Annotated in this window: 27 protein-coding genes; 16 read left to right on the forward strand and 11 right to left on the reverse strand. The window is 42.0% G+C overall.

Features of this window, described 5'->3' with window-relative positions:
* Nucleotides 1–13 precede the first annotated feature (13 nt).
* The 9 genes from PJ15_RS06825 to PJ15_RS06865 all read right to left on the reverse strand — a co-directional run bounded on the left by PJ15_RS06825 (nt 14) and on the right by PJ15_RS06865 (nt 7,295).
* The gene (locus PJ15_RS06825) at nt 14–940 is read right to left on the reverse strand and encodes a lipase secretion chaperone (RefSeq protein WP_047429234.1); all 927 of its coding nucleotides are present in this window, start codon (nt 938–940) and stop codon (nt 14–16) included.
* A gap of 12 nt (nt 941–952) precedes the next feature.
* The gene (locus PJ15_RS06830) at nt 953–2,296 is read right to left on the reverse strand and encodes a sphingomyelin phosphodiesterase (RefSeq protein WP_047429237.1); all 1,344 of its coding nucleotides are present in this window, start codon (nt 2,294–2,296) and stop codon (nt 953–955) included.
* 351 nt (nt 2,297–2,647) lie between these two features.
* On the reverse strand, nt 2,648–3,067 hold the full coding sequence (locus PJ15_RS06835; RefSeq protein WP_004775657.1) for a roadblock/LC7 domain-containing protein: 420 nt from the start codon (nt 3,065–3,067) through the stop codon (nt 2,648–2,650).
* 23 nt (nt 3,068–3,090) lie between these two features.
* On the reverse strand, nt 3,091–3,633 hold the full coding sequence (locus PJ15_RS06840; protein ID WP_047429239.1) for a GTP-binding protein: 543 nt from the start codon (nt 3,631–3,633) through the stop codon (nt 3,091–3,093).
* An 8-nt stretch (nt 3,634–3,641) separates the two neighbouring features.
* Complete coding sequence (locus PJ15_RS06845) at nt 3,642–4,610, reverse strand: hypothetical protein (protein ID WP_004775653.1); 969 nt, start codon at nt 4,608–4,610, stop codon at nt 3,642–3,644.
* Between the two features lie 161 nt (nt 4,611–4,771).
* Nucleotides 4,772–5,131 (reverse strand): hypothetical protein, encoded by a 360-nt coding sequence (locus tag PJ15_RS06850; protein WP_004775651.1) that lies wholly within the window; start codon nt 5,129–5,131, stop codon nt 4,772–4,774.
* Nucleotides 5,132–5,517: 386 nt separating this feature from the next.
* Nucleotides 5,518–6,180 carry a hypothetical protein gene (locus PJ15_RS06855; RefSeq protein ID WP_004775650.1) on the reverse strand — a complete coding sequence of 221 codons (663 nt, stop codon included), beginning with the start codon at nt 6,178–6,180 and terminating at the stop codon, nt 5,518–5,520.
* A gap of 15 nt (nt 6,181–6,195) precedes the next feature.
* Complete coding sequence (locus tag PJ15_RS06860) at nt 6,196–6,621, reverse strand: ClpXP protease specificity-enhancing factor (RefSeq protein ID WP_047429242.1); 426 nt, start codon at nt 6,619–6,621, stop codon at nt 6,196–6,198.
* 14 nt (nt 6,622–6,635) lie between these two features.
* A complete protein-coding gene (locus tag PJ15_RS06865) occupies nt 6,636–7,295 on the reverse strand; it encodes a glutathione S-transferase N-terminal domain-containing protein (protein WP_004775645.1) in 660 nt (219 codons plus the stop codon).
* 126 nt (nt 7,296–7,421) lie between these two features.
* On the opposite strand from PJ15_RS06865, the gene PJ15_RS06870 reads away from it, so the two are divergent.
* On the forward strand, nt 7,422–7,820 hold the full coding sequence (locus PJ15_RS06870) for a hypothetical protein (RefSeq protein WP_047429244.1): 399 nt from the start codon (nt 7,422–7,424) through the stop codon (nt 7,818–7,820).
* A 63-nt stretch (nt 7,821–7,883) separates the two neighbouring features.
* Here the strand turns inward: PJ15_RS06870 and rpsI are convergent, their stop codons facing one another.
* Both rpsI and rplM read right to left on the reverse strand, forming a co-directional pair.
* A complete protein-coding gene (gene rpsI, locus PJ15_RS06875; protein ID WP_004775642.1) occupies nt 7,884–8,270 on the reverse strand; it encodes a 30S ribosomal protein S9 in 387 nt (128 codons plus the stop codon).
* A gap of 12 nt (nt 8,271–8,282) precedes the next feature.
* On the reverse strand, nt 8,283–8,711 hold the full coding sequence (gene rplM / locus PJ15_RS06880) for a 50S ribosomal protein L13 (protein ID WP_004775640.1): 429 nt from the start codon (nt 8,709–8,711) through the stop codon (nt 8,283–8,285).
* A 267-nt stretch (nt 8,712–8,978) separates the two neighbouring features.
* On the opposite strand from rplM, the gene PJ15_RS06885 reads away from it, so the two are divergent.
* From PJ15_RS06885 to bamB, 15 genes are all read left to right on the forward strand, one after another.
* Complete coding sequence (locus PJ15_RS06885; protein WP_047429248.1) at nt 8,979–9,614, forward strand: hypothetical protein; 636 nt, start codon at nt 8,979–8,981, stop codon at nt 9,612–9,614.
* An 81-nt stretch (nt 9,615–9,695) separates the two neighbouring features.
* Nucleotides 9,696–10,664: a 4-hydroxythreonine-4-phosphate dehydrogenase PdxA gene (gene pdxA, locus PJ15_RS06890; protein ID WP_047429249.1), complete on the forward strand. Its 969-nt coding sequence runs from the start codon at nt 9,696–9,698 to the stop codon at nt 10,662–10,664.
* Between the two features lie 32 nt (nt 10,665–10,696).
* Nucleotides 10,697–11,509, forward strand: coding sequence for a 16S rRNA (adenine(1518)-N(6)/adenine(1519)-N(6))-dimethyltransferase RsmA (gene rsmA, locus PJ15_RS06895; RefSeq protein WP_004775636.1), 813 nt, complete (start codon nt 10,697–10,699; stop codon nt 11,507–11,509).
* Nucleotides 11,509–12,348: a symmetrical bis(5'-nucleosyl)-tetraphosphatase gene (locus PJ15_RS06900; RefSeq protein ID WP_047429252.1), complete on the forward strand. Its 840-nt coding sequence runs from the start codon at nt 11,509–11,511 to the stop codon at nt 12,346–12,348. Before rsmA ends, PJ15_RS06900 begins: the two co-directional genes overlap by 1 nt.
* 156 nt (nt 12,349–12,504) lie before the next feature.
* On the forward strand, nt 12,505–13,776 hold the full coding sequence (locus tag PJ15_RS06905) for a glycosyltransferase family 4 protein (RefSeq protein WP_047429493.1): 1,272 nt from the start codon (nt 12,505–12,507) through the stop codon (nt 13,774–13,776).
* Nucleotides 13,777–13,808: 32 nt separating this feature from the next.
* Complete coding sequence (locus PJ15_RS06910; RefSeq protein ID WP_047429254.1) at nt 13,809–14,360, forward strand: phosphatase PAP2 family protein; 552 nt, start codon at nt 13,809–13,811, stop codon at nt 14,358–14,360.
* A gap of 107 nt (nt 14,361–14,467) precedes the next feature.
* Nucleotides 14,468–14,668, forward strand: a complete 201-nt coding sequence (gene iscX / locus PJ15_RS06915; RefSeq protein ID WP_004775630.1) for a Fe-S cluster assembly protein IscX — start codon at nt 14,468–14,470, stop codon at nt 14,666–14,668.
* Between the two features lie 108 nt (nt 14,669–14,776).
* Complete coding sequence (ndk, locus tag PJ15_RS06920; protein ID WP_004775629.1) at nt 14,777–15,208, forward strand: nucleoside-diphosphate kinase; 432 nt, start codon at nt 14,777–14,779, stop codon at nt 15,206–15,208.
* Between the two features lie 121 nt (nt 15,209–15,329).
* Nucleotides 15,330–16,565, forward strand: a complete 1,236-nt coding sequence (rlmN, locus tag PJ15_RS06925; RefSeq protein WP_047429256.1) for a 23S rRNA (adenine(2503)-C(2))-methyltransferase RlmN — start codon at nt 15,330–15,332, stop codon at nt 16,563–16,565.
* A gap of 17 nt (nt 16,566–16,582) precedes the next feature.
* Nucleotides 16,583–17,389 (forward strand): type IV pilus biogenesis/stability protein PilW, encoded by an 807-nt coding sequence (pilW, locus tag PJ15_RS06930; protein WP_004775625.1) that lies wholly within the window; start codon nt 16,583–16,585, stop codon nt 17,387–17,389.
* Nucleotides 17,380–18,177 carry a helix-turn-helix domain-containing protein gene (locus PJ15_RS06935; protein WP_004775623.1) on the forward strand — a complete coding sequence of 266 codons (798 nt, stop codon included), beginning with the start codon at nt 17,380–17,382 and terminating at the stop codon, nt 18,175–18,177. The genes pilW and PJ15_RS06935 overlap by 10 nt, the downstream gene beginning before the upstream one ends.
* Before the next feature lie 22 nt (nt 18,178–18,199).
* The gene (gene ispG / locus PJ15_RS06940) at nt 18,200–19,315 is read left to right on the forward strand and encodes a flavodoxin-dependent (E)-4-hydroxy-3-methylbut-2-enyl-diphosphate synthase (protein WP_005259644.1); all 1,116 of its coding nucleotides are present in this window, start codon (nt 18,200–18,202) and stop codon (nt 19,313–19,315) included.
* Entirely contained in the window at nt 19,312–20,604 is a 1,293-nt protein-coding gene (gene hisS, locus PJ15_RS06945) for a histidine--tRNA ligase (RefSeq protein ID WP_047429258.1), read from the forward strand. The genes ispG and hisS overlap by 4 nt, the downstream gene beginning before the upstream one ends.
* A 29-nt stretch (nt 20,605–20,633) precedes the next feature.
* Nucleotides 20,634–21,332 (forward strand): YfgM family protein, encoded by a 699-nt coding sequence (locus PJ15_RS06950; RefSeq protein WP_047429260.1) that lies wholly within the window; start codon nt 20,634–20,636, stop codon nt 21,330–21,332.
* Nucleotides 21,332–22,474, forward strand: a complete 1,143-nt coding sequence (bamB, locus tag PJ15_RS06955) for an outer membrane protein assembly factor BamB (protein WP_047429262.1) — start codon at nt 21,332–21,334, stop codon at nt 22,472–22,474. The genes PJ15_RS06950 and bamB overlap by 1 nt, the downstream gene beginning before the upstream one ends.
* Nucleotides 22,475–22,545 lie beyond the last annotated feature (71 nt).

Here is a 22,545-nt window from a genome sequence, read left to right on the forward strand (position 1 = left end):
GGGTTCGATCGATTTAAGGGAACATTTTTAAGCGTAGACTCTCTAAACGGCTTTGATACTGCTTTTGCCATTCTGTGTCTGAGAGTTGTGTTTTTAATGGTTCCATCTCTTGTTGTAGCTGCTGCAAGGCTTGCTGGTATTGATCGACTTGCTGCTGTTGCTGAGCTTCGCGTCGTTCTCTTTGCTGAACTTCTTGGCGTTCCTGCTCTGTTAAATATTGCTGTTGTAATTGCTGCTTTAAGCGGTCCGTTTCAGCAGGATTGTATTGTCCTTGTTTGATCAGATTCACCGCTTGTTGATATTGCCCGATCTTGCTTTCCTGCCGAGTTGCATCAGGATATTGTTCCTGCAATTGTTCAAAGGCTTTTAAACGTTGTTCAGCGCTGAGTTTTTGATTTTGAGCCAAGTCATTATAGGCAAAACGATAACCCGCATACTTGCGCTCTTGCCCAAAACCAAGCATCGTTTCTGCTTTTCCCAAAGTCTGCTCTCTCAGTTTCCATAAGCGATCAAAACGCTCTTTCGGTGATAAAGAGGTGGATAGCACCGTACTTTGCATCTGCTGCTCATACTCAGGCAAACGTTTGAGTAGATTCGCGACCAGTTGTGCAAACTTTTGATCAGGATAATACACCAAGGCTTTTGCCAAAGCAGCATTACAGTCAGATACAGGGCAGTTGGCCTTAAAGTCATTGAGAAACTGAGTGATATTGCCAGGTTGCTGCTGTAATTTTTTGAGTTGTGTTAAGAGCGAGTCCTGAAAAATTTCATCCTTGCTTTTATTTGGCATGCTGTCATCACGCATCTGTGTCGATGAATCCTGAGATACTGTGGATCTGGTGTGCTGGATTGCAGCGGAAGAGGCGGTGCTCTTCCAGACAACAATCCCAACCAAGACCACGACAACAATTATTATTGTCAGCAATAGTCTTTTATTCATACCCTCTTCCGTTTATGGCTTGTAATTAAATTGGCCCATCACAGGGAAATGGTCTGAGAGATCCCATGTCATGTACAGCGGGTCAGCCGTAGTACGCAAAATACGAACATCATTACGGGACTGAGTGGGTTGGCGATGATTATTCGATGCCACGATATAGTCCAGATATTCAACAGTTGAACCACCTGAACCTGCTGCACCTGCCAATTTATTCACACGCGGATCAAAGGTCGATGCGGTATAGCCTGTGCTGGTTGCTGCGGTGGCATTCAGATTGCTCAACATGTCTTGATAGTCTTGCGGCCAAAGTAATTTATTCACATTAAAATCGCCACCCATCAATACGGCATCAAAACTTGGAATATTTTGTTGATTGACCAATTGGCGGATTTGTTTGAACTGAACTTGGCGTAGGGCACGTGCTTCATCGGTATCAAATGAGGCGGTATGAGTTGAAGTCACATGATAAGCCTTACCATTTTTAATGATTTCAGCATACAGCACACCTTTATCGGCGAAGCAATCGGTTCCAGTACAATCTGGATAAATGAATTGTGCCGTTTTCGCGATCGGATAACGGCTGACAATCACCAGACCACTGTCAAACAGGTTATAACCAGAACCGACAGGAATATGGGTTTGATACGGATATTGTTGTGCCAGTTGGTTCAACATGTCTGTACGCGAGGAGGCAAATGCTTCTTGCATCATAATCACATCGTAACCATCCAGATGCTTCGGCAGTTCAGCCAAACGTTCACTGATTTTACTCGCCACCATTGGCAGGGCATAAATATTATAGGTCAGGACTTTGAGTTCATCGGCACTGGCTGAAACAGGCTCTTGTACCGTGTTTTGATGAATAGTGTAGTGGAAGTCATCATAACCTCCTGTATATTCAGCTTTTACTGCCGCCTGAGCGGATAAGCCTGCATAAGTGGTATTGATACGATGAACATTACGATCTGAATACCAAGGGGATGTTGTGGTCGCCGTTTGAATCCCGTGCTGAATGTTGCTGCCAGACCAAGTGCCAGTCATGGTTTGTTTTAAGGTCACTTGTGAATTGCCGCTGGTCACTAGGGTATCAAAGTTATAGGTTTTACCTGATTTGATCCCGCTATAACGGTTCATTCGTAAAATACGTTTGGTTTCGTAAGGCGCAATTTGTGTGGCTTCCTGTGCCCATTCATTGCCTTGTTGTAATGAGTCTCCAGTTTGGTTGACTTGTATCGATACCGTTTGTGGCGTGGTATTGGTCACAAAAACATAGGAATCGGCCATCGCCTGCTGACTTGAAAAACCACAGATAAACAACGCAACCCCTGCGCCGATTTTTAAGCTTTTCAGCTTCATTTTTCTCTCCATAGTGCTAATTGTTTGAACAAATACGGGATGTATTATTAAAATTATTCATTTATGAAAAATTTATGATCGTTATTTGTTCGAAATTTATAATAATGAAAAAATATTGCTAAATCATTTAAATTCATGACCATTCATCTGATGTTTGAAAAATCATATCTTATTTATAGTTATGAAGATTTCTGGAAAGAATTAGGAATCGGTATGAAATGCTGTAGTGTTATTAAAATATACAAGTGTTCATAAACGAAAATAAGAAAGGAGTTTTAAATTATAAGATGTATAGATGAAAAAAATCTGACAAGGACTGCACCATGCCAGATTATTTTTTCGGTAAGCCGTTTAAGCTTGATCAGCTTCGGAAATGGCTGTGCTTGCTTGCTTTAAACTATAGAGCAGTTGTCCCAATAGTACATCTTTATTACTCAAGGTCACCATCACCATTGGATGATGTTGCGCTGGGATAGAGGTGAGAATCGCTTTACCATTTTCAGCATCCAGCGTAATACTTTGGCATCCTGTTAGCTGAATTTCATTGAGAAAAGCCGTGACCATCGCCAGAATTGAACTGCTGACAGCAGCCAGTTTTGTACTGTTATACGGATTCTTCTTATAAATTGCGGCTAACTCAAAACCATCCGTTGAGCACAGCATAATATAATCTACGCCTCGAATATTCATGAGAATATCATTGGCTTGTGCCTTGGCAAACTGGATCAGCTCTTTCGGTGCGGTACGTTGCTGACTGGGAATACTGAACATAATTCTTCTCTTTTATAAAGTAATTAATTTGTTGCTTTTAAATTGACTTCTAATGCTGCAATGAGAGATTCAATCATGAGCAAGATATGCTCTTGTTTACGCGCATCGATAAAAAATAGGGGATATTGATAGTCATTCTGAATTAACCAATCTCGGTAGATGCTGGTCGATTGCTCTTTGTTTTCATCGATGTGTGTAATGCCAATCGAAATATTCTGGGTGTAATCCTTAAATGTTTCCAGATACGCTTCAAGTTCTTCAATCGGCACTTTACTGTTATGGTCGACCAGTAGAATAACGCCCAAGGCACCTTGGCAGATCATAGGCCAGATAAAATCAAAACGTGATTGACCAGGCGTACCATACAAGCCGATTTTGACGCCGTCATCCAGCGTGATTTCACCGTAATCAATACCCACCGTGGTTTGCATCTTATTGTGGGCCTGGCTGTCTGTGTTTAATGCTTCAGTCGCAAGCACAGGAATTTCTGAAAGCGATTTAATGGCTTCTGTTTTTCCTGCGCCCATGCTTCCTGCAAAGACAATTTTATATTGTTGGAGAATCATAGCATTCCTTAAAGCCCAAAGCGGCGTCTGATTTTGCCGAAAAATTTATTTAAAAAACCTTTTTGTTCAATCGTTTGTTCGTCTGCTTCTGTTTTTAGGTAATGACTTTCTGAAGCTGGAATAATGCCGCCATTGTTAGATATCATGCAGGCAGCGATAAATTGTTGAACCGTTTGAATTGGAAGTTTTAACTGTGTTGCAACTTGATAAAGCTGGGCGCCTTGTATAAAACAGGCTGAAAGCAGAAGGGCGGTTTTACGACCTTCGCTTTGAGCAGGCTGAGGCCAGTATTCGATTTTATAATATTCATTTTCATTGGGTGCGAGACGCTGGAACTCCATAGAGTGCCAGAACAGATTCCAGACCCAGTCCTGTAAGTTATATTCCACTTTACGAGAGACTTTAGTGAAATTGGAAGTGGTTGCAAATTCGTATTTAAAGCTGTGATTGGTTTTTGTATGAATCCGTGTTGGTTCTAGCCATGCAATTTGACTGCGTGTATCAATAATGGCCAAGGTACCATGATCATCGAAAAGGTGAAGTCTGGCATTTTCTGGATTGAGCATATCCGTCAAATACTTTGCATTTATTGCATTGTGTGTTGAAACGGTTTCTGTCTTTGGCTGTTGAGATTGTTGGTGCGATAGATAGCTGAGCAATCGAAGCTGAATCCAGTTTTTTAATGCATCTGTATGCTGAAAAGGTAAATATAAAGTATTGTGTTGTTCGATATGATGTGAGCCTTCTCCTTTAGCAACTTTTAAGCAGGGAAGTTGTTTTTGTTCTAAAATGCGTTGAATGCCTTCGGTTTCAAAGAAATTTTCATTTATTAATAATAAGTCGATATTGGGATCTGCAATATTGATCCAGTTAATGCCAAACTCGTGCGGTATGGTTTTTCTAAGTTCTATTTTTAATTCATCTGAAACTTTTAAACTTATACCTGAAATTGCGATATTAATGCAATGTCCATTCATAGTATCACTTTAATGTTTTTAAAATATTGGACTGCAAAAAATAGCCATTATACTAAAGGCTAATATTAGGGGCTTGTATTATTTCTATTTTATTATTTTGAATAAGTAAAACGGAAATATATACAAGAAACCTAATATATTAAATATTTTTAAATTAAGAATTAAGCGAAATCTAATTCTTTTTCGAACGTTTTAAGTTCGTGACGCGCCATTGCAAGATTTGATTTAGTACGATCTAAAACAAGATAAAGGAACAAATTGCCATTGCTTTCTAGTGGACGGATTAAGTGATATGCCTTACCTAATGTGATGAGAATGTCTTCAATATCATCGTTAAGTTTCAGTGAGTTAGCTACACGACGTTTCGCACGGATAACTTCAGTATTACCTGCAGCTGCTAATTCTAAATCAAGTGACCCCCCACCTTGTGTTGCTAGCGCCAACCCGCTTTCTGTATCAACTAAAGCTGCTGCAACGAACCCATCAATATTTGTTAAGCTTTCTAATGAAATTTTAGCCATGATTTTATCTCTACTAATACATCTTTGTTTATGAATTTATATATTCACTACTTTTGTTTCTGATTGGTTTTCAAAAGTAGATAAACTTATTATAGGAAACTCTTTTATTAAATCAATCATGCTTTAAATGAATTGAAATTTAAGTAATGCTAATAATTGACATTTTTTGTCAGATAAACAAATAAAAATATTAATTAAGGTGGGGAATTGGTTTTTAGTGTGATTTTATTCACATTAATATTTGGATTTAATATGTGGTTTTCATTGTAAATAAATGTAAATTTATTAATTAGGTTGATTAAATTATTGTTTTAATTTTAATTAATTTTTTATTAAGTTGATGATAAAGAAAGAATTTAATTCTTTCTTTATCTAGGTGTTTAAAATCAAGCCGAAATTAATTGGCAATATGAACAATACAAAAATATAAGAATGACCAATGCCACTAAAGGAGAAACGATATACGCCCAAGTTGGTGTTACCGGTGGCGCAACCTCTGCGACGTCATGATGATCATGAGCAACGGGTTGTGCCTGATTCACCATCTGATTAAATTCTTGCATGGTGGCTTCAAGAGAGACTTCTTCTTGTACAACAGGCTTCGAGCCAAGTAATTCAGTAAGTTGGTTGGTTGACCATACCCAATCTTCCGCTTGACCAGATAAATGCTCGATTTGACCCATTAATAGCTCAGTAAGTCCTGTCTGTCCGAAGCTACCAGTCTGGTCGAGTTGCTTCAATTCTGCCAATTGTAAGGCGAGTACTTCTGAAAGACTATTTTCGAGTTCTGTGGCTTTCAGCTCAGACTGATTATGAGGTGAAGTCGTCAGGTGACGAGCAATCTCTTGTATATAAAGTGGATCAGCGGTTTGAACTTCCTGATAAAGTTTCTGGGGATTCTGTTTCCACAGACTGATCAATTGACCAAGCGCTAAAACATTGACTTCATCAATATAAGACTGCTTTTCTTTTGGAGAATATTGGCTAAAAAGCTGCGGTTTTTGAATTTTAATCTGTTCAGCAAAATACTGAACCAAGTCAAATGCCATTGTATATATCCTCGCTTAATCTAAAATTCTTAGTGAAGGTTTCTTTTTCGCTGGTTCTGCTTCTTGCTTTGTTTCTTCTGTTTCTGGCACAGCAGTTTCTTCTATCTCTTCATATTCAGAAGGATCAAAGAATAAACCTTGTCCATTTTCTCTGGCATAAATTCCAAGCACGGCATGAATGGGCACATAAATTTCTTTTGCAACACCGCCAAAACGGGCTGAGAAGGTAATTGCATCATTACTCATGTGTAATTGGTGAACTGCGTGTGGTGCAAGGTTCAAAACAATTTGCCCATCTTTTACAAATTGTAAGGGAACATCGGTATGCGGTTGTGTAGCATCAACTAACAAATAAGGCGTCAGTTGGTTATCGCAAATCCATTCATAAATGGCACGAGCAAGATATGGGCGTGTAGGCGTAAAAGTTATTTGCTCTGACATAATTGAAAAACTTATTAAATCGTAGAAATCAATTCATTGTAGCTGTTTTTTTCTTGAGCTGTCATTGATTTAATGAAAGATGGACGGCTAAAGATACGATGACAATACAAGAAAATTGGTCGGCAATGCTGTGCTGGTAATTCGATCCCCATACTTTTCAGGCGCAAGAAGATTGGGGCCAGCATACAGTCCAGAATTGAAAAGGTTTCCGACATAAAAAATGGAAAATGTTGAAATAGGGGCGTCAGTGAAATCAAAGTATCTCTGAGTTCTTTTTGTGCTTTTTGTTTTTGTTTCAGATCTAGGCTGTCGGCATGTCTAAGCATGTGATCTGCCAGTTTGAACCAGTCCTGCTCAAAGCGCCAGATATATTGACGTTGTTCTGCTCTGGCCATCGGTGCATCGGCATAGAGTTTATTCTGGCGATAACGATCATCCAGATATTCGGCAATGACATTGGCTGAAAATAGCTTCAGATTTTGTTCAATCAACATTGGGAGCTGATTGTAGGGATTGAGGTCTGCTAAATCCTCATCTTCATGGTCTGTGATAATGAGCTGATATTTGATTTGTTTTTCAGCAAGCAAAAAACGAATCCAGTGTGAGCGGAAATCATCTGCATGACTATAAAGCGTAATGCCTTGGACAGGGCTTGGGGGATTTTCTAAAGACATAAATCCAAAAAATTCTGATTGACTGTTTAGAATACTAAAATTAACGTTGGAAAGCACTTAAACATTAATAATATGAGCCTTACAGAATAGATTTATTATTCAATAAGTTCAATGAGAGAAAATAGAATGAAGCGAGATTACCTGATTGTATTGTGTGGTGTGTTGTTACTAGGTGGTTGTGCGGGTTCACCTCAGGGAGTGGTACAGAACAATATCTCTTCAGTAGAGAGTGAGGCAGCGGCCGATGCGGTGATTGCTGCTGGAGCTGATGATGATAGTGGTCAACAATATGGTGGCATCAAAAAACAGTATGTGGTCAAAGCTTGTCAGGTGACTATTTATAATGATGGGCCGATCCAGATGGTGCATGAAAAAACGGGGCAACCTTGTAATGCACCGATTCCGAAAGATCATCAATTTTCCAAAAGCACTCGAAGCTATCAGGAAAATGGCTGTACGATCACGGAATTCTCTTCTGCCGATGGCACAGGTGATGCAGTCATGGATTGTTCTAAAAAGAAGTAATAAATTAGGGCAATAAAAAAACCTCGGAAAATCCGAGGTTTTTTTGTCCAATTCGTAAAACGATTAACGTTTAGAGAATTGAGGACGTTTACGAGCTTTACGTAAACCGAGTTTCTTACGTTCAACTTCACGAGCATCACGAGTAACGAAACCAGCTTGACGAAGAGCAGGTTTTAAGTTTTCGTCAGCAGCGATCAATGCACGAGTAATACCGTGACGGATAGCGCCAGCTTGACCACCGATACCACCACCTTTAACAGTGATATAAAGGTCAAATTTTTCAGTAACTTCTAAAAGCTCTAAAGGCTGACGTACAACCATACGAGCAGTTTCACGACCGAAATATTGCTCTAAAGTACGATTGTTGATTACGAGTTTGCCTGTACCAGCTGATAAGAAAACACGTGCAGTTGCGGTCTTACGGCGACCTGTACCATAATTAGTAGCCATGTGCTGTATCCCTTAGATGTCCAAAACTTGTGGCTGTTGAGCAGTATGAGGATGCTCGCTACCAGCGTACACTTTCATTTTTTTGATCATTGCATAACCAAGAGGACCTTTTGGCAACATACCTTTAACAGCTTTTTCTAAAACAGCTTCAGGTTTGTGAGCAATTAACTTCTCGAAGTTAGTCTCACGGATACCACCAGGGAAACCAGTATGGCGATAGTATTTCTTATCAAGCGCTTTTTTACCAGTCACTTGAACGTGTTCAGCATTGATCACAACGATGTAGTCACCAGTGTCAACGTGAGGAGTATAAGAAGTTTTGTGCTTACCGCGTAAACGACGAGCGATTTCAGTCGCAAGGCGACCTAAAGTTTTGCCAGAAGCATCAACAACATACCAGTCGTGTTGAACTTCAGCTGGCTTAGCGCTGAGAGTTTTCATTTAAACCACTACCTATTATAGTTGGTTTGGACGGTGGAATCTGTCCAAACAAAAGGAGACCGAATTCTACATGAGTTTATAAATGCACACAAGAAAAATTAGTCTGAGAAGGCACAAATTGCTGTAATGTGACTGAATTGAGAACTAATCAGCGCTGAGTTGAATTGCCTATTATTTATCTTGAGAGCGGGTGGAATTTAACCTATTATTTTTATACCAATCATTTGAAATAAATAGAAGTATTTACCTCTTCTCTCGGGGAATTTGATGAAGTTGTCGCTTTCTACAAAAATTGTTGTAGTTACATTATTAGTGGGCGTTTGTTCTACACAAACCAATGCACGACGACTATATAAATGGGTAGACCAAACCAGTGTCACCAATTACTCCGAATTCCAGCCGAAAGAAGGCACTAGTCGTAAACTTGAAGTTCTGGAAAGTCGTGGCAATGACCATGTCGATCCTGCAATGGCGGTTACTGCGGAAATGAAAGCGATTGAAATTCCTGTTGATCAAATGAATTTGCAAGGCGTTTCAAGTGTTGTGGGTTCAACTCCAACGGCTCAATTACAACAACCCACCACTCAAACGATCGTGAAACAAGGTGCAATTGCTGCGCCTTATCCCCGACCTGTGAATGCCGCTGCTACAACTACAGGGACAGAGAAAAAAGAACCTCAGCTTCAGCAAAATGTGCAAGCTTTAGAAAAGAAAGAGAGTGTAAGCAATCCTTCGATTGAGAAGGCTGTGAGTCCAGTCGTCGTGAGTGAGAAAAAAGATGAAGTGGCTTTGGTGCAGCCCGAGAAGAAAGTACAACCCAAAGTGAATCCTTGGACGCGTAAGGTTGAGTTTGTCCCATCGAATCTAGTACCACAGAATTTAACCAAAGCTTCGGCACCTTAAACTTAAATTATAAAAATGTAGGGCTATACTGCTTTTAGATTTTCGTTACACTAGAACAGAATCAAAAGATTGGCGGTATGTATGCTTCCTTTATATGTCACTTCAGGTGAACCTGCAGGCATTGGTCCTGATATTTGTCTCAGTCTGGCAGAACGTGTAGATGAGCGGCCGATTGTTATCCTTGCTGATCTACCGATGTTACAGCAGCGCGCTAACGTGTTGGGTATGGATGTTGAGTTGATTGCTTATCAGGGACAAGCAGAATCCAGTTTGAAAGGGCAACTCTTTGTTGAACATGTACCATTGGCAAACCCAGTGGCTTTAGGGCAGTTAGATCCTGCCAATGCGGCTTATGTACTAGAACAATTACGCCGTTCAGCCGATTATGCAATGTCTGGACAAAGTGTAGGGGTAGCAACAGCGCCTGTACAAAAATCCATTATCAATGAGGCAGGCATCGCGTTTAGCGGACATACAGAATACTACCAAGAGTTTGCTGGTGTTGACCGTGTGGTGATGATGCTGGCAACGAAAACGCTACGGGTGGCTTTAGCAACGACACATTTACCCCTACGCGATGTTCCCGCTGCCATTACCACCGAACGTTTGCATCAGGTGATTGATATTCTGATCCATGATTTAAGAACAAAATTTAAAATTGCGGCTCCGCGTATTCTGGTGTGTGGTTTAAATCCACATGCTGGCGAAGACGGATATTTAGGACGCGAAGAAATTGAAGTGATCAACCCTGTGTTGGAAACCTATCGAGCGCAAGGTATTGGGATGAGTTTAAGTTTGCCCGCAGATACCTTATTTACCCCTGAAAATCTGAAAGATGCAGATGCCGTTTTAGCGATGTATCACGATCAGGGCTTACCTGTGTTAAAATCACAGGGCTTTGGTGAAGCAGTTAACATTACATTAGGCTTGCCATTTATTCGAACCTCTGTCGATCATGGTACAGCACTCTCTCTTGCAGGCACTGGACAGGCAAAAGCATCGAGCTTGCATGTCGCAGTGGATTTAGCACTTGATTTAGCTCGTCAGTGATTAACGAGTAAATTATTCACGTTGGAATTATTATGTATCAAATTAATGCCCTAAACCCTAAAGATGAAGGGCATCAGGCTCGAAAACGTTTTGGTCAAAACTTTTTACATGATCAACGTGTGATTGCCAAAATTGTACGCTCAGTGAATCCACGTGCGGGCGAAAACATTGTTGAAATCGGCCCGGGTTTGGCTGCATTGACTTCGCCTTTGATCGGTGAATGTGATGCGTTGACGGTGGTGGAGCTCGACCGTGACCTAGCAGCAGGCTTGCCTGGCCGCGTGCCACATCCTGAGCGTTTGACCATTGTTGAAGCTGATGCTTTGAAATATGACTTTACCCAATTGTTTCAGGAAGGCCGTCCACTACGTGTAGTGGGGAATTTACCTTATAACATTTCAACACCACTGTTGTTCCATCTCTTGGAGTTTGGTGACAAAGTGAAAGACATGCACTTCATGCTGCAAAAAGAAGTGGTGGACCGTATTACCGCAACGCCAAATACTAAAGAGTATGGTCGTCTGTCGGTCATGATTCAATATTACTGCAAACCAACTTTCTTATTTGAAGTACCGCCGGGATCATTTAACCCACCGCCAAAAGTGACGTCAGCAGTTTTCCGTTTAGAGCCATACGAAACCAAACCTATTGTGGCAAAAAATGAGAAAGCGTTAGCGCGTTTGGTGGGACATGTATTTACTCAACGCCGTAAAACTTTGCGCAATAGCTTAAAAGGCATGTTGGTGGAAGATGGCTTTGAAAAAGCGGGTGTTGATCCAATGGCGCGTCCAGAAACCTTAAGTCTGGCAGATTTTGTGGCTCTTTCTGATCAGATGGTGGCTTGATGTCTAAGCGCTATAACTACGTCATTGGTGATGTGCAAGGCTGTTTCGAGGCGCTGAAAGCTTTGCTGAAAGAAATTCGCTTTGATCCAGACCAAGACTTTTTATGGTTTGCTGGGGATCTTGTGGCTCGCGGTGAAAACTCAGTGGGTGCATTACGCTTTATTAAAAAGCTGGCCGACCGTGGGGCAGCCGCAACCGTATTGGGTAATCATGATCTGACCTTGATTGCCTGTGCGCGTGGCTTTAAAAAGGCTAAAGAAAAAGATCATACGCAAGAAGTGATTGATGCGATTGATGGCGATGAGCTGATTGACTGGTTGCGTAAACAGCCTTTAAGTTTATCTCCAAATGAACAGACCTTAATTACGCATGCGGGTGTGCCCTGTATCTGGAGCGCTGAAAAAACAATTGCACTGGCGCAAGAAGTGCAACAGGTTGTTGCGCATGAAGATCTCTCTGTACTAGATGGATTTCTGGCAGAAATGTATGGTTCTCAACCTGATCTTTGGTCAGATGAGCTGACAGGCATGGCACGGTTGCGTTGCATCACCAATTATCTGACCCGTATGCGCTTAACCGATGCAGAAGGGCGTTTGGAATTCGAATTTAAAGATGCACTAGATGCGCCGATGCCAGCGGGTTTTCAACCGTGGTTTGAGTTTGAAAGTCAGGCAGCACAAACACATCAGCTGATTTTTGGACATTGGGCTGCTTTGCAGGGCAAGACCATTAATGCTCAAATTCAGAATGTAGATGGAGGCTGTGTTTGGGGACAGCAACTGGTGGCGTTCCGCTTGGAAGATCAGCAGATTTTTGCAGTAGATAATCCGTTGGCTTGATGAATTGTCTACTTCTTTAGAATGCCCATTTTTATGTTGAAATTGGGCATTTTTTATTTTTAGATTGTCAAAAAACTGTCATACACTGATCATTAAAGTGTCAAAAAATGCTTTTAAGCTGGAAGCATGAAAATAACGACACAAATGGATGGCGATATGCAGAGTACATACGCGACATCTCTATTAAAGCAAGAGTTTCCTGAAAATTTTAAATTTTACTTTAAAAGGAAACAACTCAAAAATAAACAAGATGAATTGTCTGAACTTCAAGATTTAGTTCGTCCTCGTCTCAGAATTGCAATTGTGACTGAAACCTGGCCCCCAGAAATTAATGGTGTGGCTTTATCAATGATGCAATTGTGTCAGGGTTTACAGCGACTTGGACATAAAATTTTACTGGTACGACCAACACAAAAAGCAGTATGTACCGAATTCCACCCAGATCAGGAATGTCTGGTGATGTCACAGCCGATTCCTAAATATCCAAGTGTACAATTCGGATGGCCGCAATACCTCAAGGTTTCAAAAGCCTTTGAAAAATTTATGCCTGATGTAGTGCATATCGTCACAGAAGGGCCATTGGGTCTAACCGCTTTGCAGGCCGCAAAATCGCGAAAGGTTGCAGTTTCTAGTGGCTTCCATTCAGCCTTTCATGATTTTAGCCGTTTCTTTGATCTGGCTTTTCTGGTCAAGCCGATTCAGCGTTACTTAACATGGTTTCATAACAGTACCGATGTGACCTGCGTACCAAGCCAATATACAGAGCAGGCCTTACGCGGTTTTGGCGTAACGTGTCCTTTGGTGGTGGTGGGTCGTGGTGTGGATACGGAAAAGTTTTCACCGAAACATCGTTCAGAGCAGCTGCGCCAACAATGGGGCGCTGATGCTGACACCCGTGTCATGCTATATGTCGGACGCTTATCACCTGAAAAAGAAGTAGATGTGTTGGTGAAAAGCTTCCATGCTTTACAGGCACGACAAGGCAAAAATATTAAATTCGTGATTGTTGGAGAAGGACCAGATCAGACACGTCTGAGCAAGATGGCGCAATCCAGTGATGTAATCTTTATGGGGAGCTTGAGTGGAAAGGAACTTTCGGCGGCTTATGCCAGTGCCGATGTGTTTACCTTTGCTAGTCAGGCCGATACGTTTGGGAACGTCGTTTTAGAAGCCATTGCCAGTGGACTACCTGTGGTTGCCTATGACTATGTCTGTGCGCATCAACATGTGAGACATGAAGTGACAGGCTGGCTGAGTCAGCTTGGAGAGACGACTGATTTTATTCAATCGATTTGTCATTTACCTGCGCTGCCACAGTTGAGACAAATGGGGTTGCTTGCCAGCGAAAGCGTACAACAAAGCAGTTGGCAGTTTCCGGTACAACAATTAGAACACGCATTTTATCAGGTCGTGAGGAGTCTCCCATGACGACGACCTAAATCCTGAAGAGGAGAAAAAGTATGAAATTTCAAAATGCAAAAATAAAAATGCTGGATCTCGATTTAAAAGGGTGTGTCTACCTGAATCATCTTTCACAGTCGCAGCGTGTCGCTTTATTTTTTAAGACGATCAGTCGTTTGGGCGATGGGCCATTTTGGTATGTCATGTTGTTGTCGGTATGGGGGATGCACGGTTTGGCGTACGGTGTGCAGATCTTGTATCTGATTGGGGCAGGGTCAGTGGGAACCTTGATTTATAAATTTTTAAAAAATAAAACCACGCGTCCAAGACCTTATCAGGTACATCAGGTGATCATCTTGGGAGAGCGACCACTGGATCATTTTAGCTTTCCCTCTGGTCATACCTTACATGCTGTCATGGTGACCATCACATTGGGCTATATTGAGCCATTGTTATTGATCCTGATGTTACCGTTTACGATCTTGGTCGCATTGTCCCGCATGATTCTGGGACTACACTATCCAAGCGATGTCATTGTCGGTGCAATGATTGGGGCATCGGTTGCAAGTGCAATCATTTTGCTGGCACCGAGCTTTAATCTCATTTTGTAACGCATTATATAAGTGTTTTAGCGACAATTTAGCACTTCAACACTATCTCTTAAATCTGGTGTTTTGTTAAAGTACGCTCAATCACATACTTTTATTCAGGTTGTTATATGGGCTTACGCTGGACAGATACGATTGATATTGCGATTGAACTCACTGAAGCGCATCCAGAAGTCGATCCACAGTGGATTCGATTTACGGATCTACATGCATGGGTGTGTGCTTTACCAGACTTTAGTGATGACCCTACTAAATCAACGGAAGGTTTGCTTGAAGCCATTCAAATGGCTTGGCTGGATGAAGTTCGTTAGAAATTCGTCAGAAATCGCTGAACTTTTGCATATTCAAGCTGATTATTAGCGATGACATCGGTATAATGCGGCAAATTTTTTTAGTTTAAACCATAATAGGAGTCAATCATGGCGATTGAACGTACTTTATCTATCGTAAAACCAGATGCAGTTTCTAAAAACCACATCGGCGACATCTTTGCTCGTTTCGAAAAATCAGGTTTGAAAATCGTTGCAACTAAAATGAAACACCTTTCTCAAGCTGATGCTGAAGGTTTCTATGCAGAGCACAAAGAACGTGGTTTCTTTGCTGACCTCGTTGCATTCATGACTTCTGGTCCAGTTGTTGTTTCAGTTCTTGAAGGCGAAAACGCAGTTCTTGCTCACCGTGATATCTTGGGCGCAACTAACCCTAAAGAAGCGGCTCCAGGCACAATCCGCGCTGATTTCGCTGTAAGCATCGACGAAAACGCTGCTCACGGTTCTGACTCAGTTGCTTCTGCTGAGCGCGAAATCGCTTACTTCTTTGCTGATAACGAGATTTGCCCACGCACTCGTTAATCCAAAGTATTCGAGCCAGATAAGTGGTATACTACTTATCTGGTTTTTTATTTTTTATAGATTGTATTGTGTAAATAATGCACAGTATTTTTTAGCGCTGATATTGTTTAGGTAAATATACATGAGTTCTGCAGTGGTCGTTTCATCAGAAAATTTAGATGAAAAACAACAGTCTGTTCCTACGCCTGTCGTTCAAGCTGCCGATAATAAAGTAAATTTACTTGGCATGTCTCGACTTGAACTGGAAAAATTCTTTGAAGATCTGGGCGAAAAAAAGTTTCGCGCGGGTCAGGTCATGAAGTGGATTCATCAATATTTTGTGACAGATTTTGCCGAGATGACCAATATCTCGGGAAAATTACGTGAAAAATTAGAAAAAATTTGTGAAATTAAAGCGCCTGAGGTGGTGCATCGTAACTATTCCAAAGATGGTACTCGTAAGTGGGTATTCCGTGTCGGTGATGGTGATGGTTCGCTGGTTGAAACCGTATTGATTCCAGCAGATGATAAAACTGGCGCGCGTAAAACCTTGTGTATTTCTTCACAAGTGGGTTGTGCACTGGATTGCTCATTCTGTTCTACCGGTAAGCAAGGTTTCCAGCGTGACTTAACTCCAGCGGAAATTATTGGTCAGTTGTGGATGGCGAACTACTCCTACATGGAAGATGTTCCTGTTGCAGAGCGTGAACGTACCGTGACCAATGTAGTTATGATGGGTATGGGCGAACCTTTACTCAATTATGATGCTGTGCTCAGTTCTATGCAGTTGATGCTTGATGATTTTGCTTATGGCATGTCTAAGCGCCGTGTGACCTTATCGACTTCTGGTGTTGTTCCGAAGATTGATCAACTAGCTCAGGATATTGATGTTGCATTGGCAATTTCACTGCATGCACCTAATGACGAACTGCGTAATGAATTGGTGCCGATCAATAAAAAATATCCGTTACAGCAACTGATTGCGGCTTGCCAACGTTATTTGGGCAAAGATGGTAATGAAAGCTCTCGTCGCCATGTCACGATTGAATATGTGATGCTTGAAGGGGTCAATGACCAACCTGAGCATGCACAGCAATTGTTAAAATTATTGAAAAACTTACCAAGTAAAATCAACCTGATTCCATTTAATCCGTTCCCGCACGCACCATATGGCCGTTCGAGCCGTAACCGTATTATTTCGTTCCAAAAAACTTTGTCGGATGCCGGATTTGTGTGTACGATTCGTCAGACACGTGGTGATGATATCGATGCGGCGTGTGGACAATTGGTAGGACAGGTTGCTGACCGTACTCGTCGTGCTGAACAGTGGAAAAAGAAAGTGGCGCAACGACAAGAAATATTGCGCACACAAGGATAAAACTTGGGGAAAAAGCGTTGAATACAACTCGATCAAAAACGATTATAGCGACAGCTGTTGTGTTTACTTTACTGGGCTTAACAGCTTGCCAGACGCCATCTACAACATTAAAAAAAGATCCGGAAAAAGCGGTGCAGGTTCGTACACAACTTGCGGCAGAATATATTCGTACACGTGATCTGGATTCAGCCAAGCGTTCGCTTGATCAGGCGTTAAAACTGAATTCCCGAGATGCCAACGCCAATATGATGATGGGCATCTTGCTGCAACAAGAAGGTAGTGCAGCAAATATGGAAAAAGCGGAGTCTTATTTTAAGCGCGCTATTTCTACCGAACCAGATAACGCTCAGGCTCGTAATAATTACGGTACATATTTGTACCAGCAGCAACGCTATAATGAAGCCATTGAGCAATTTACCCGTGCGGGCGCAACCCTAGGTTATGATCAGCGTTTTCAGTCGCTAGAAAACTTGGGGCGAATCTATTTAAAACTTGGCGATGTTGCGAATGCTGAAAAATCATTCAAACAAGCGCTACAAGCGAATCGAAACGCAACAATTTCAATGTTAGAGTTGGCGGAAATTTTCTATTTGCAACAAAATAATAGAGATGCATCGCAACTATACGAACAATATGTTCGTAATGTAGGTCAGAAAAACCAGGGTGCTCGTGCGCTTTGGATTGGTTTACGCATTGCTCGCGCAAATGCGGATCAGTTAGGAATGCAAGTGTTAGTCAATCAGTTACGCGCTTTATTTCCTGATAGTCCAGAATATCAACGTTATTTGCAATTACAGTACAGTACTGAGGCCGTATGGAAATAAATCCAAATTCACATCAGCCAACTGGCTCAACCTCGCCATCGTCTGCGTTAGGAAATATTCAACGACCTGGTGAGTATTTGCGTCAAATTCGTATTGCACAAAAGAAAGAAATTGAAGAGATTGCAAACGTATTGAACATGCCTGTCAAAACCTTGACGGCATTAGAGCAAGATGATTATAAGTCATTGCCAGAAGCGACTTTTATCAAAGGTTATTATCGTGCTTATGCAAAGCATTTAAATGCGGATGCAAGTGCGATTATTCAGCGTTTTGATGAAATCTATGTTAATGATACAGGTCTTAAAGCCAGCCATGCCTTGAATAATTCTCCGATTAAAATCATGGGGAAATTGTCAGGTTCGAAAAGCGTACGTAACCGCAAATGGTTAAAACGCATTGCGATTGTGGCGGCGGTTGCATTATTGGCATGGTTAGCAGTCGTGGCTGTACAGAATTGGACATCAAGCCATAAGGATGATGCGGATGTACCAAAGATTAAAAACTCTGAAGTTGAAATTCTGCCAATGAGCGGAAATACAACAGCAGCAACATCTGGTGACCAATTAGTCCTGAACTTTAACCGTCCAACCTCTGTGCATATTGTGGACGCAACAGGTAAAGTATTGGCAACAGGTCGTCAGGCATCGACATTGAATTTGAGTGGTCAGTCTCCATTCCAGATTCGTTTGGATGATGCGACCGCTGTATCTCTGGTGCTAAATCAGGAACAAATTTCGTTGTCTCCATATACCGTCAATGGAAAAGCAGAATTCCGTTTGTCTCGTTAATGACAAAGAGTAGAGCTATACGATGATTGTGAACCCAATTAAACGCCGTCCAACACGTAAAATCCGTGTTGGTTCAGTGTATGTCGGTGGTGATGCCCCGATTAGTGTTCAAAGTATGACGAATACTGAAACTTGTGATGTCGATGCGACCGTGGCGCAAATCCAGCGCTGTGCAGATGCTGGTGCAGACATCATGCGTGTTTCTGTTCCTTCAATGGAAGCGGCAGAGGCATTTGGTGCAATCCGTAAACGTGTGAGCGTGCCGTTGGTTGCGGATATTCATTTTGATCATCGTATTGCTTTGGCTGTCGCGGATTATGGCGCGGACTGTTTGCGTATTAACCCCGGCAATATCGGTTCAGATCAGAAAGTACGTGAAGTAGTTGCTGCGGCAAAACATCATGGTATTTCGATCCGTATCGGTGTAAATGCGGGTTCATTGGAAAAAGACTTACAAGCAAAATATGGTGAGCCAACAGGGCAGGCCTTACTTGAGTCTGCAATGCGTCATATCGATATTCTAGACCGTTTAGATTTTCATGAGTTCAAAGTCAGCGTAAAAGCGTCGAATGTGTTTTTGACCATGGATGCTTACCGCTTATTGTCACAACAGATTGATAATCCGTTGCACCTCGGTGTTACAGAGGCTGGAATTTATCGTACAGGTACGGTGAAATCGGCGATTGCGCTTGGTGGATTATTGATGGAAGGCATTGGCGATACCATGCGTATTTCGCTTGCGGCCGAGCCAGAAGATGAAATTAAAATCGGTTTTGATATTTTAAAATCGTTGGGCTTGCGCTCAAACGGCATTAACTTTATTGCTTGCCCAAGTTGCTCACGCCAAGAATTCAATGTGATTCAGGTGATGCAGGCACTGGAAGAGCGTTTAGAAGATATTCGTACTCCGATGGACTTGTCTGTCATCGGGTGTAAAGTGAATGGTCCAGGTGAAGCTAAAGAAGCAGATATCGGGATCGTGGGAGCATCTCCTCGTTCACTGGTCTACCGTAATGGCGAAAAGAGCCATTTAATTGACACAAATCAGTTGGTTGATGAAATTGAAACAATGGTTCGTCAACGTGTTCAAGAGCTTGAAGAAGCAAAATCTAAAGAAATTATTCGTAGTTCATCATGAGTTCAATCGTCGCTATCAAAGGTTTTAATGACATCCTTCCAACGCAAACAGCGGCTTGGAGAAGTCTGGAACAACAACTTGCATCTTTAATGGATGCTTATGGTTATCAACAGATCCGCTTACCGATCGTTGAGCAAACCGGTTTATTCAAACGTGCTATTGGCGATGCGACCGATATCGTTGAAAAAGAAATGTATACCTTTTTCGACAAAGGTAATCCGCCTGAATCACTGACCTTACGTCCAGAAGGGACTGCGGGCTGTGTACGTGCGTTGCTTGAACATAATTTATTGCGTGGCGCGACACCGCGCGTGTGGTATATGGGACCAATGTTCCGTTATGAAAAACCACAAAAGGGCCGTTACCGTCAGTTCCACCAGTTTGGTGTGGAAACGTTTGGTGTGGCAACGCCAGATATCGATGCAGAGTTAATTTTACTCACAGCACGTCTGTGGAAGCGTATGGGGGTTGCTGACAAGGTTCAACTTGAGTTGAATACTTTAGGTGAAACCGACGAGCGTGCAGAATACCGTGCAGCATTGGTTGAGTTTTTAAATCAGCACAAAGATGCTTTGGATGAAGACTCTCAACGTCGTTTGACCACCAATCCATTGCGTATTCTGGATTCTAAAGTTGAATCAACGCAAAAGATTCTGGAAAATGCGCCAAAGTTGCATGATTTCCTCAAAGAAGATTCAATCAATCACTTCCAGCAATTACAGCAATATTTAACCGATGCTGGTATTGAGTTTGTGATTAACCAGAAGTTAGTGCGTGGGTTGGACTACTACAACAAAACCGTATTTGAATGGACCACCACCATGTTGGGTTCACAAGGTACGGTATGTGCAGGTGGTCGCTATGACGGCTTGGTTGGACAGCTAAAAGGTAAAGCAGATCAGTCTGTCCCTGCGGTTGGTTTTGCGATGGGAATGGAGCGTTTGCTACTGTTACTCGAGCAAGTTGAACAAGCCAAAGCTGTACGTGATTGCGAAATCTTCTTATTGGCTGAGCCTGCTTATCAAGCTAAAGCTTTGGTATTGGCTGAACAGATTCGTGATCAGTTGGAAGCGGCAAATAGCCCGATTCGTTTAAAAACAGGTTCACAAGGCAGCATGAAAAGCCAAATGAAAAAGGCCGATCAGTCTGGTGCGATCTTTGCGATGATCTTGGGTGAGCGGGAGTGGGAATCACAGCAGCTTCTCATTAAAGAACTTGCGACAGCAGAACAGTCACAAGTTGCTTTAACTGAACTGACGCCATTTTTGATCGAAAAATTTAAACAATAAGTTGAAAAATTTAGGAAAAGGACAATCACATGAGTTTAAGTGATGATGAACAGCTCGACAGTTTAAAGTCGTTTGCCAAAAAATATGGTTCTGCAATCATTAGCGGAATTCTCATTGCCTTGATTGCCTTTTTCGGATGGGAATACTGGCAAAAAAAGACCCTTGCTGAAGCTCAGAACCAGACAGCGAAGGTACAGAAGTTGATGGATGAGGCAAAAGCTGCCACAGGTCAGCCAAATGCCTTTGCAACCTTATCTGAAGCAGCAGATAAAATTGTGAAAGAAGATGCTGATTCTGCTCAAGCGATTCAGACGCAATTTATCATGGCGAAGCTTGCGTATGAAAAGCAAGACTATGCTGCTGCTGAGAAAGCTTTGAAGAAAGTTGAAAACTCAAAAGTGAAAGATGAGGGTTTGCTACAAGTTGTTAAATTACGTTTGGCTGATGCTCAGTTGGCACAAAACAAGTTTGATGATGCGTTAAAAACTTTATCTGCTGTGACAGAGCCTGCGTTCAAGGCCACTGCTGATGAGCTTCGCGGTGACATTTTTGTTGCGAAAAAAGATAACGAATCTGCTCGTAAAGCGTATCAAAGTGCATGGGATAACTTGCTCGAGCGTAAACAAGAGCGTCAGCTTTTACAAATTAAACTCGAAAGTGTTGGCGTTTTAGTAGATGATCCTGAGTTTGAGCGCCCGATCTTAGATACCAAAGTGGATGAGTCTTAATGCAGAATAAACTAAAACTTCCTTTGGCAATTGCAATTGCTTCAGCTTTACTTGTTGGATGTTCGAGCAATAAAGTAAAAGAGGCAAAACCAAACCCATTGCCAAAAATCACGCAAGAACAAAGTTTAAACCTTGTTTTTTCACAAAGTGTTTCGTCTACAAAAGCTGCTGAAGCATTGCGCTTGCAACTGGATACAGACAATGGTGTGATTTTTGCGATTGACCCTGATGGTCAGGTTTCTGCTTACAAAGGTAAAGAACGCCTTTGGAAAAGCAAGATTACCAAACAAGAACTGACTGCGGGTGTAGAAGCAGGGGAAGGGATTGTTGTAATCGGTAATCGCAAAGGACAGTTATTTGGTTTAGATCAGGCCACAGGTGAACAAAAGTGGACGGCAAAATTGTCTGGTGCAATTCTGTCGCCATCGTTGATCCAGTCTGGTCGTGTGATTACCATTGCCAATGATGGTACTGTGTTTGCACATGATACGGTAACGGGTCAGCAAGTCTGGGCTTATAAACTGCCAAACGTACAGTTTAGCTTACGTGGTCAGCCAGCCCCAGTTCGCTTAGATGATCGTACTGTATTGATTGGCTCTGCAAATGCGTATGTGTATGCGCTAGACATTATTAGTGGTGTACCTCGCTTCCAGCGCCGTGTTGCGATTAGCGATGGTCGTTCAGACATTCAACGTTTGATTGATGTGGTTGGCGATCCAGTGGTTGCGGGTCAATTCCTTGTAACGACCAGCTTCCAGGGTCAGGTAACCGTGACAGATCTTGCTTCACAACGTGTGGTGTGGAGTGAAGATGCAAGCAGTACCAACAGTGCTGAAGTTGCCGAAGATAAAGTATTTGTGACCACAACCGATGGTAAGTTAAACGCGTATAGCTTGGCGACTGGCGAGTTGGTTTGGCAGAATGAAGAATTGTTAAATCGTCAGTTGAGCAACCCTGTGATGTTGGGACAAAACCTTGTTGTTGGTGACTTGGATGGAGTACTTCATCTGATTAATCCAGCATCAGGCAAGTTGATCGGTCGTGCGAAAACCAGCGGTGAAGTCCGTTCATTACGTGTGATTGACAATCAGCTTTATGTTGCCACTCGAAAAGGTGCATTAACCATTTGGCAGAATCGATAATTTTGCCTTAGCTTGTGGTAAAATGCTCAATTAGCTATTGCTAATAAAAGAATGATCGGGGTATTTGTTTA

The sequence above is a fragment of the Acinetobacter sp. neg1 genome, assembly GCF_000788125.1.
Lineage (GTDB): Bacteria > Pseudomonadota > Gammaproteobacteria > Pseudomonadales > Moraxellaceae > Acinetobacter > Acinetobacter vivianii.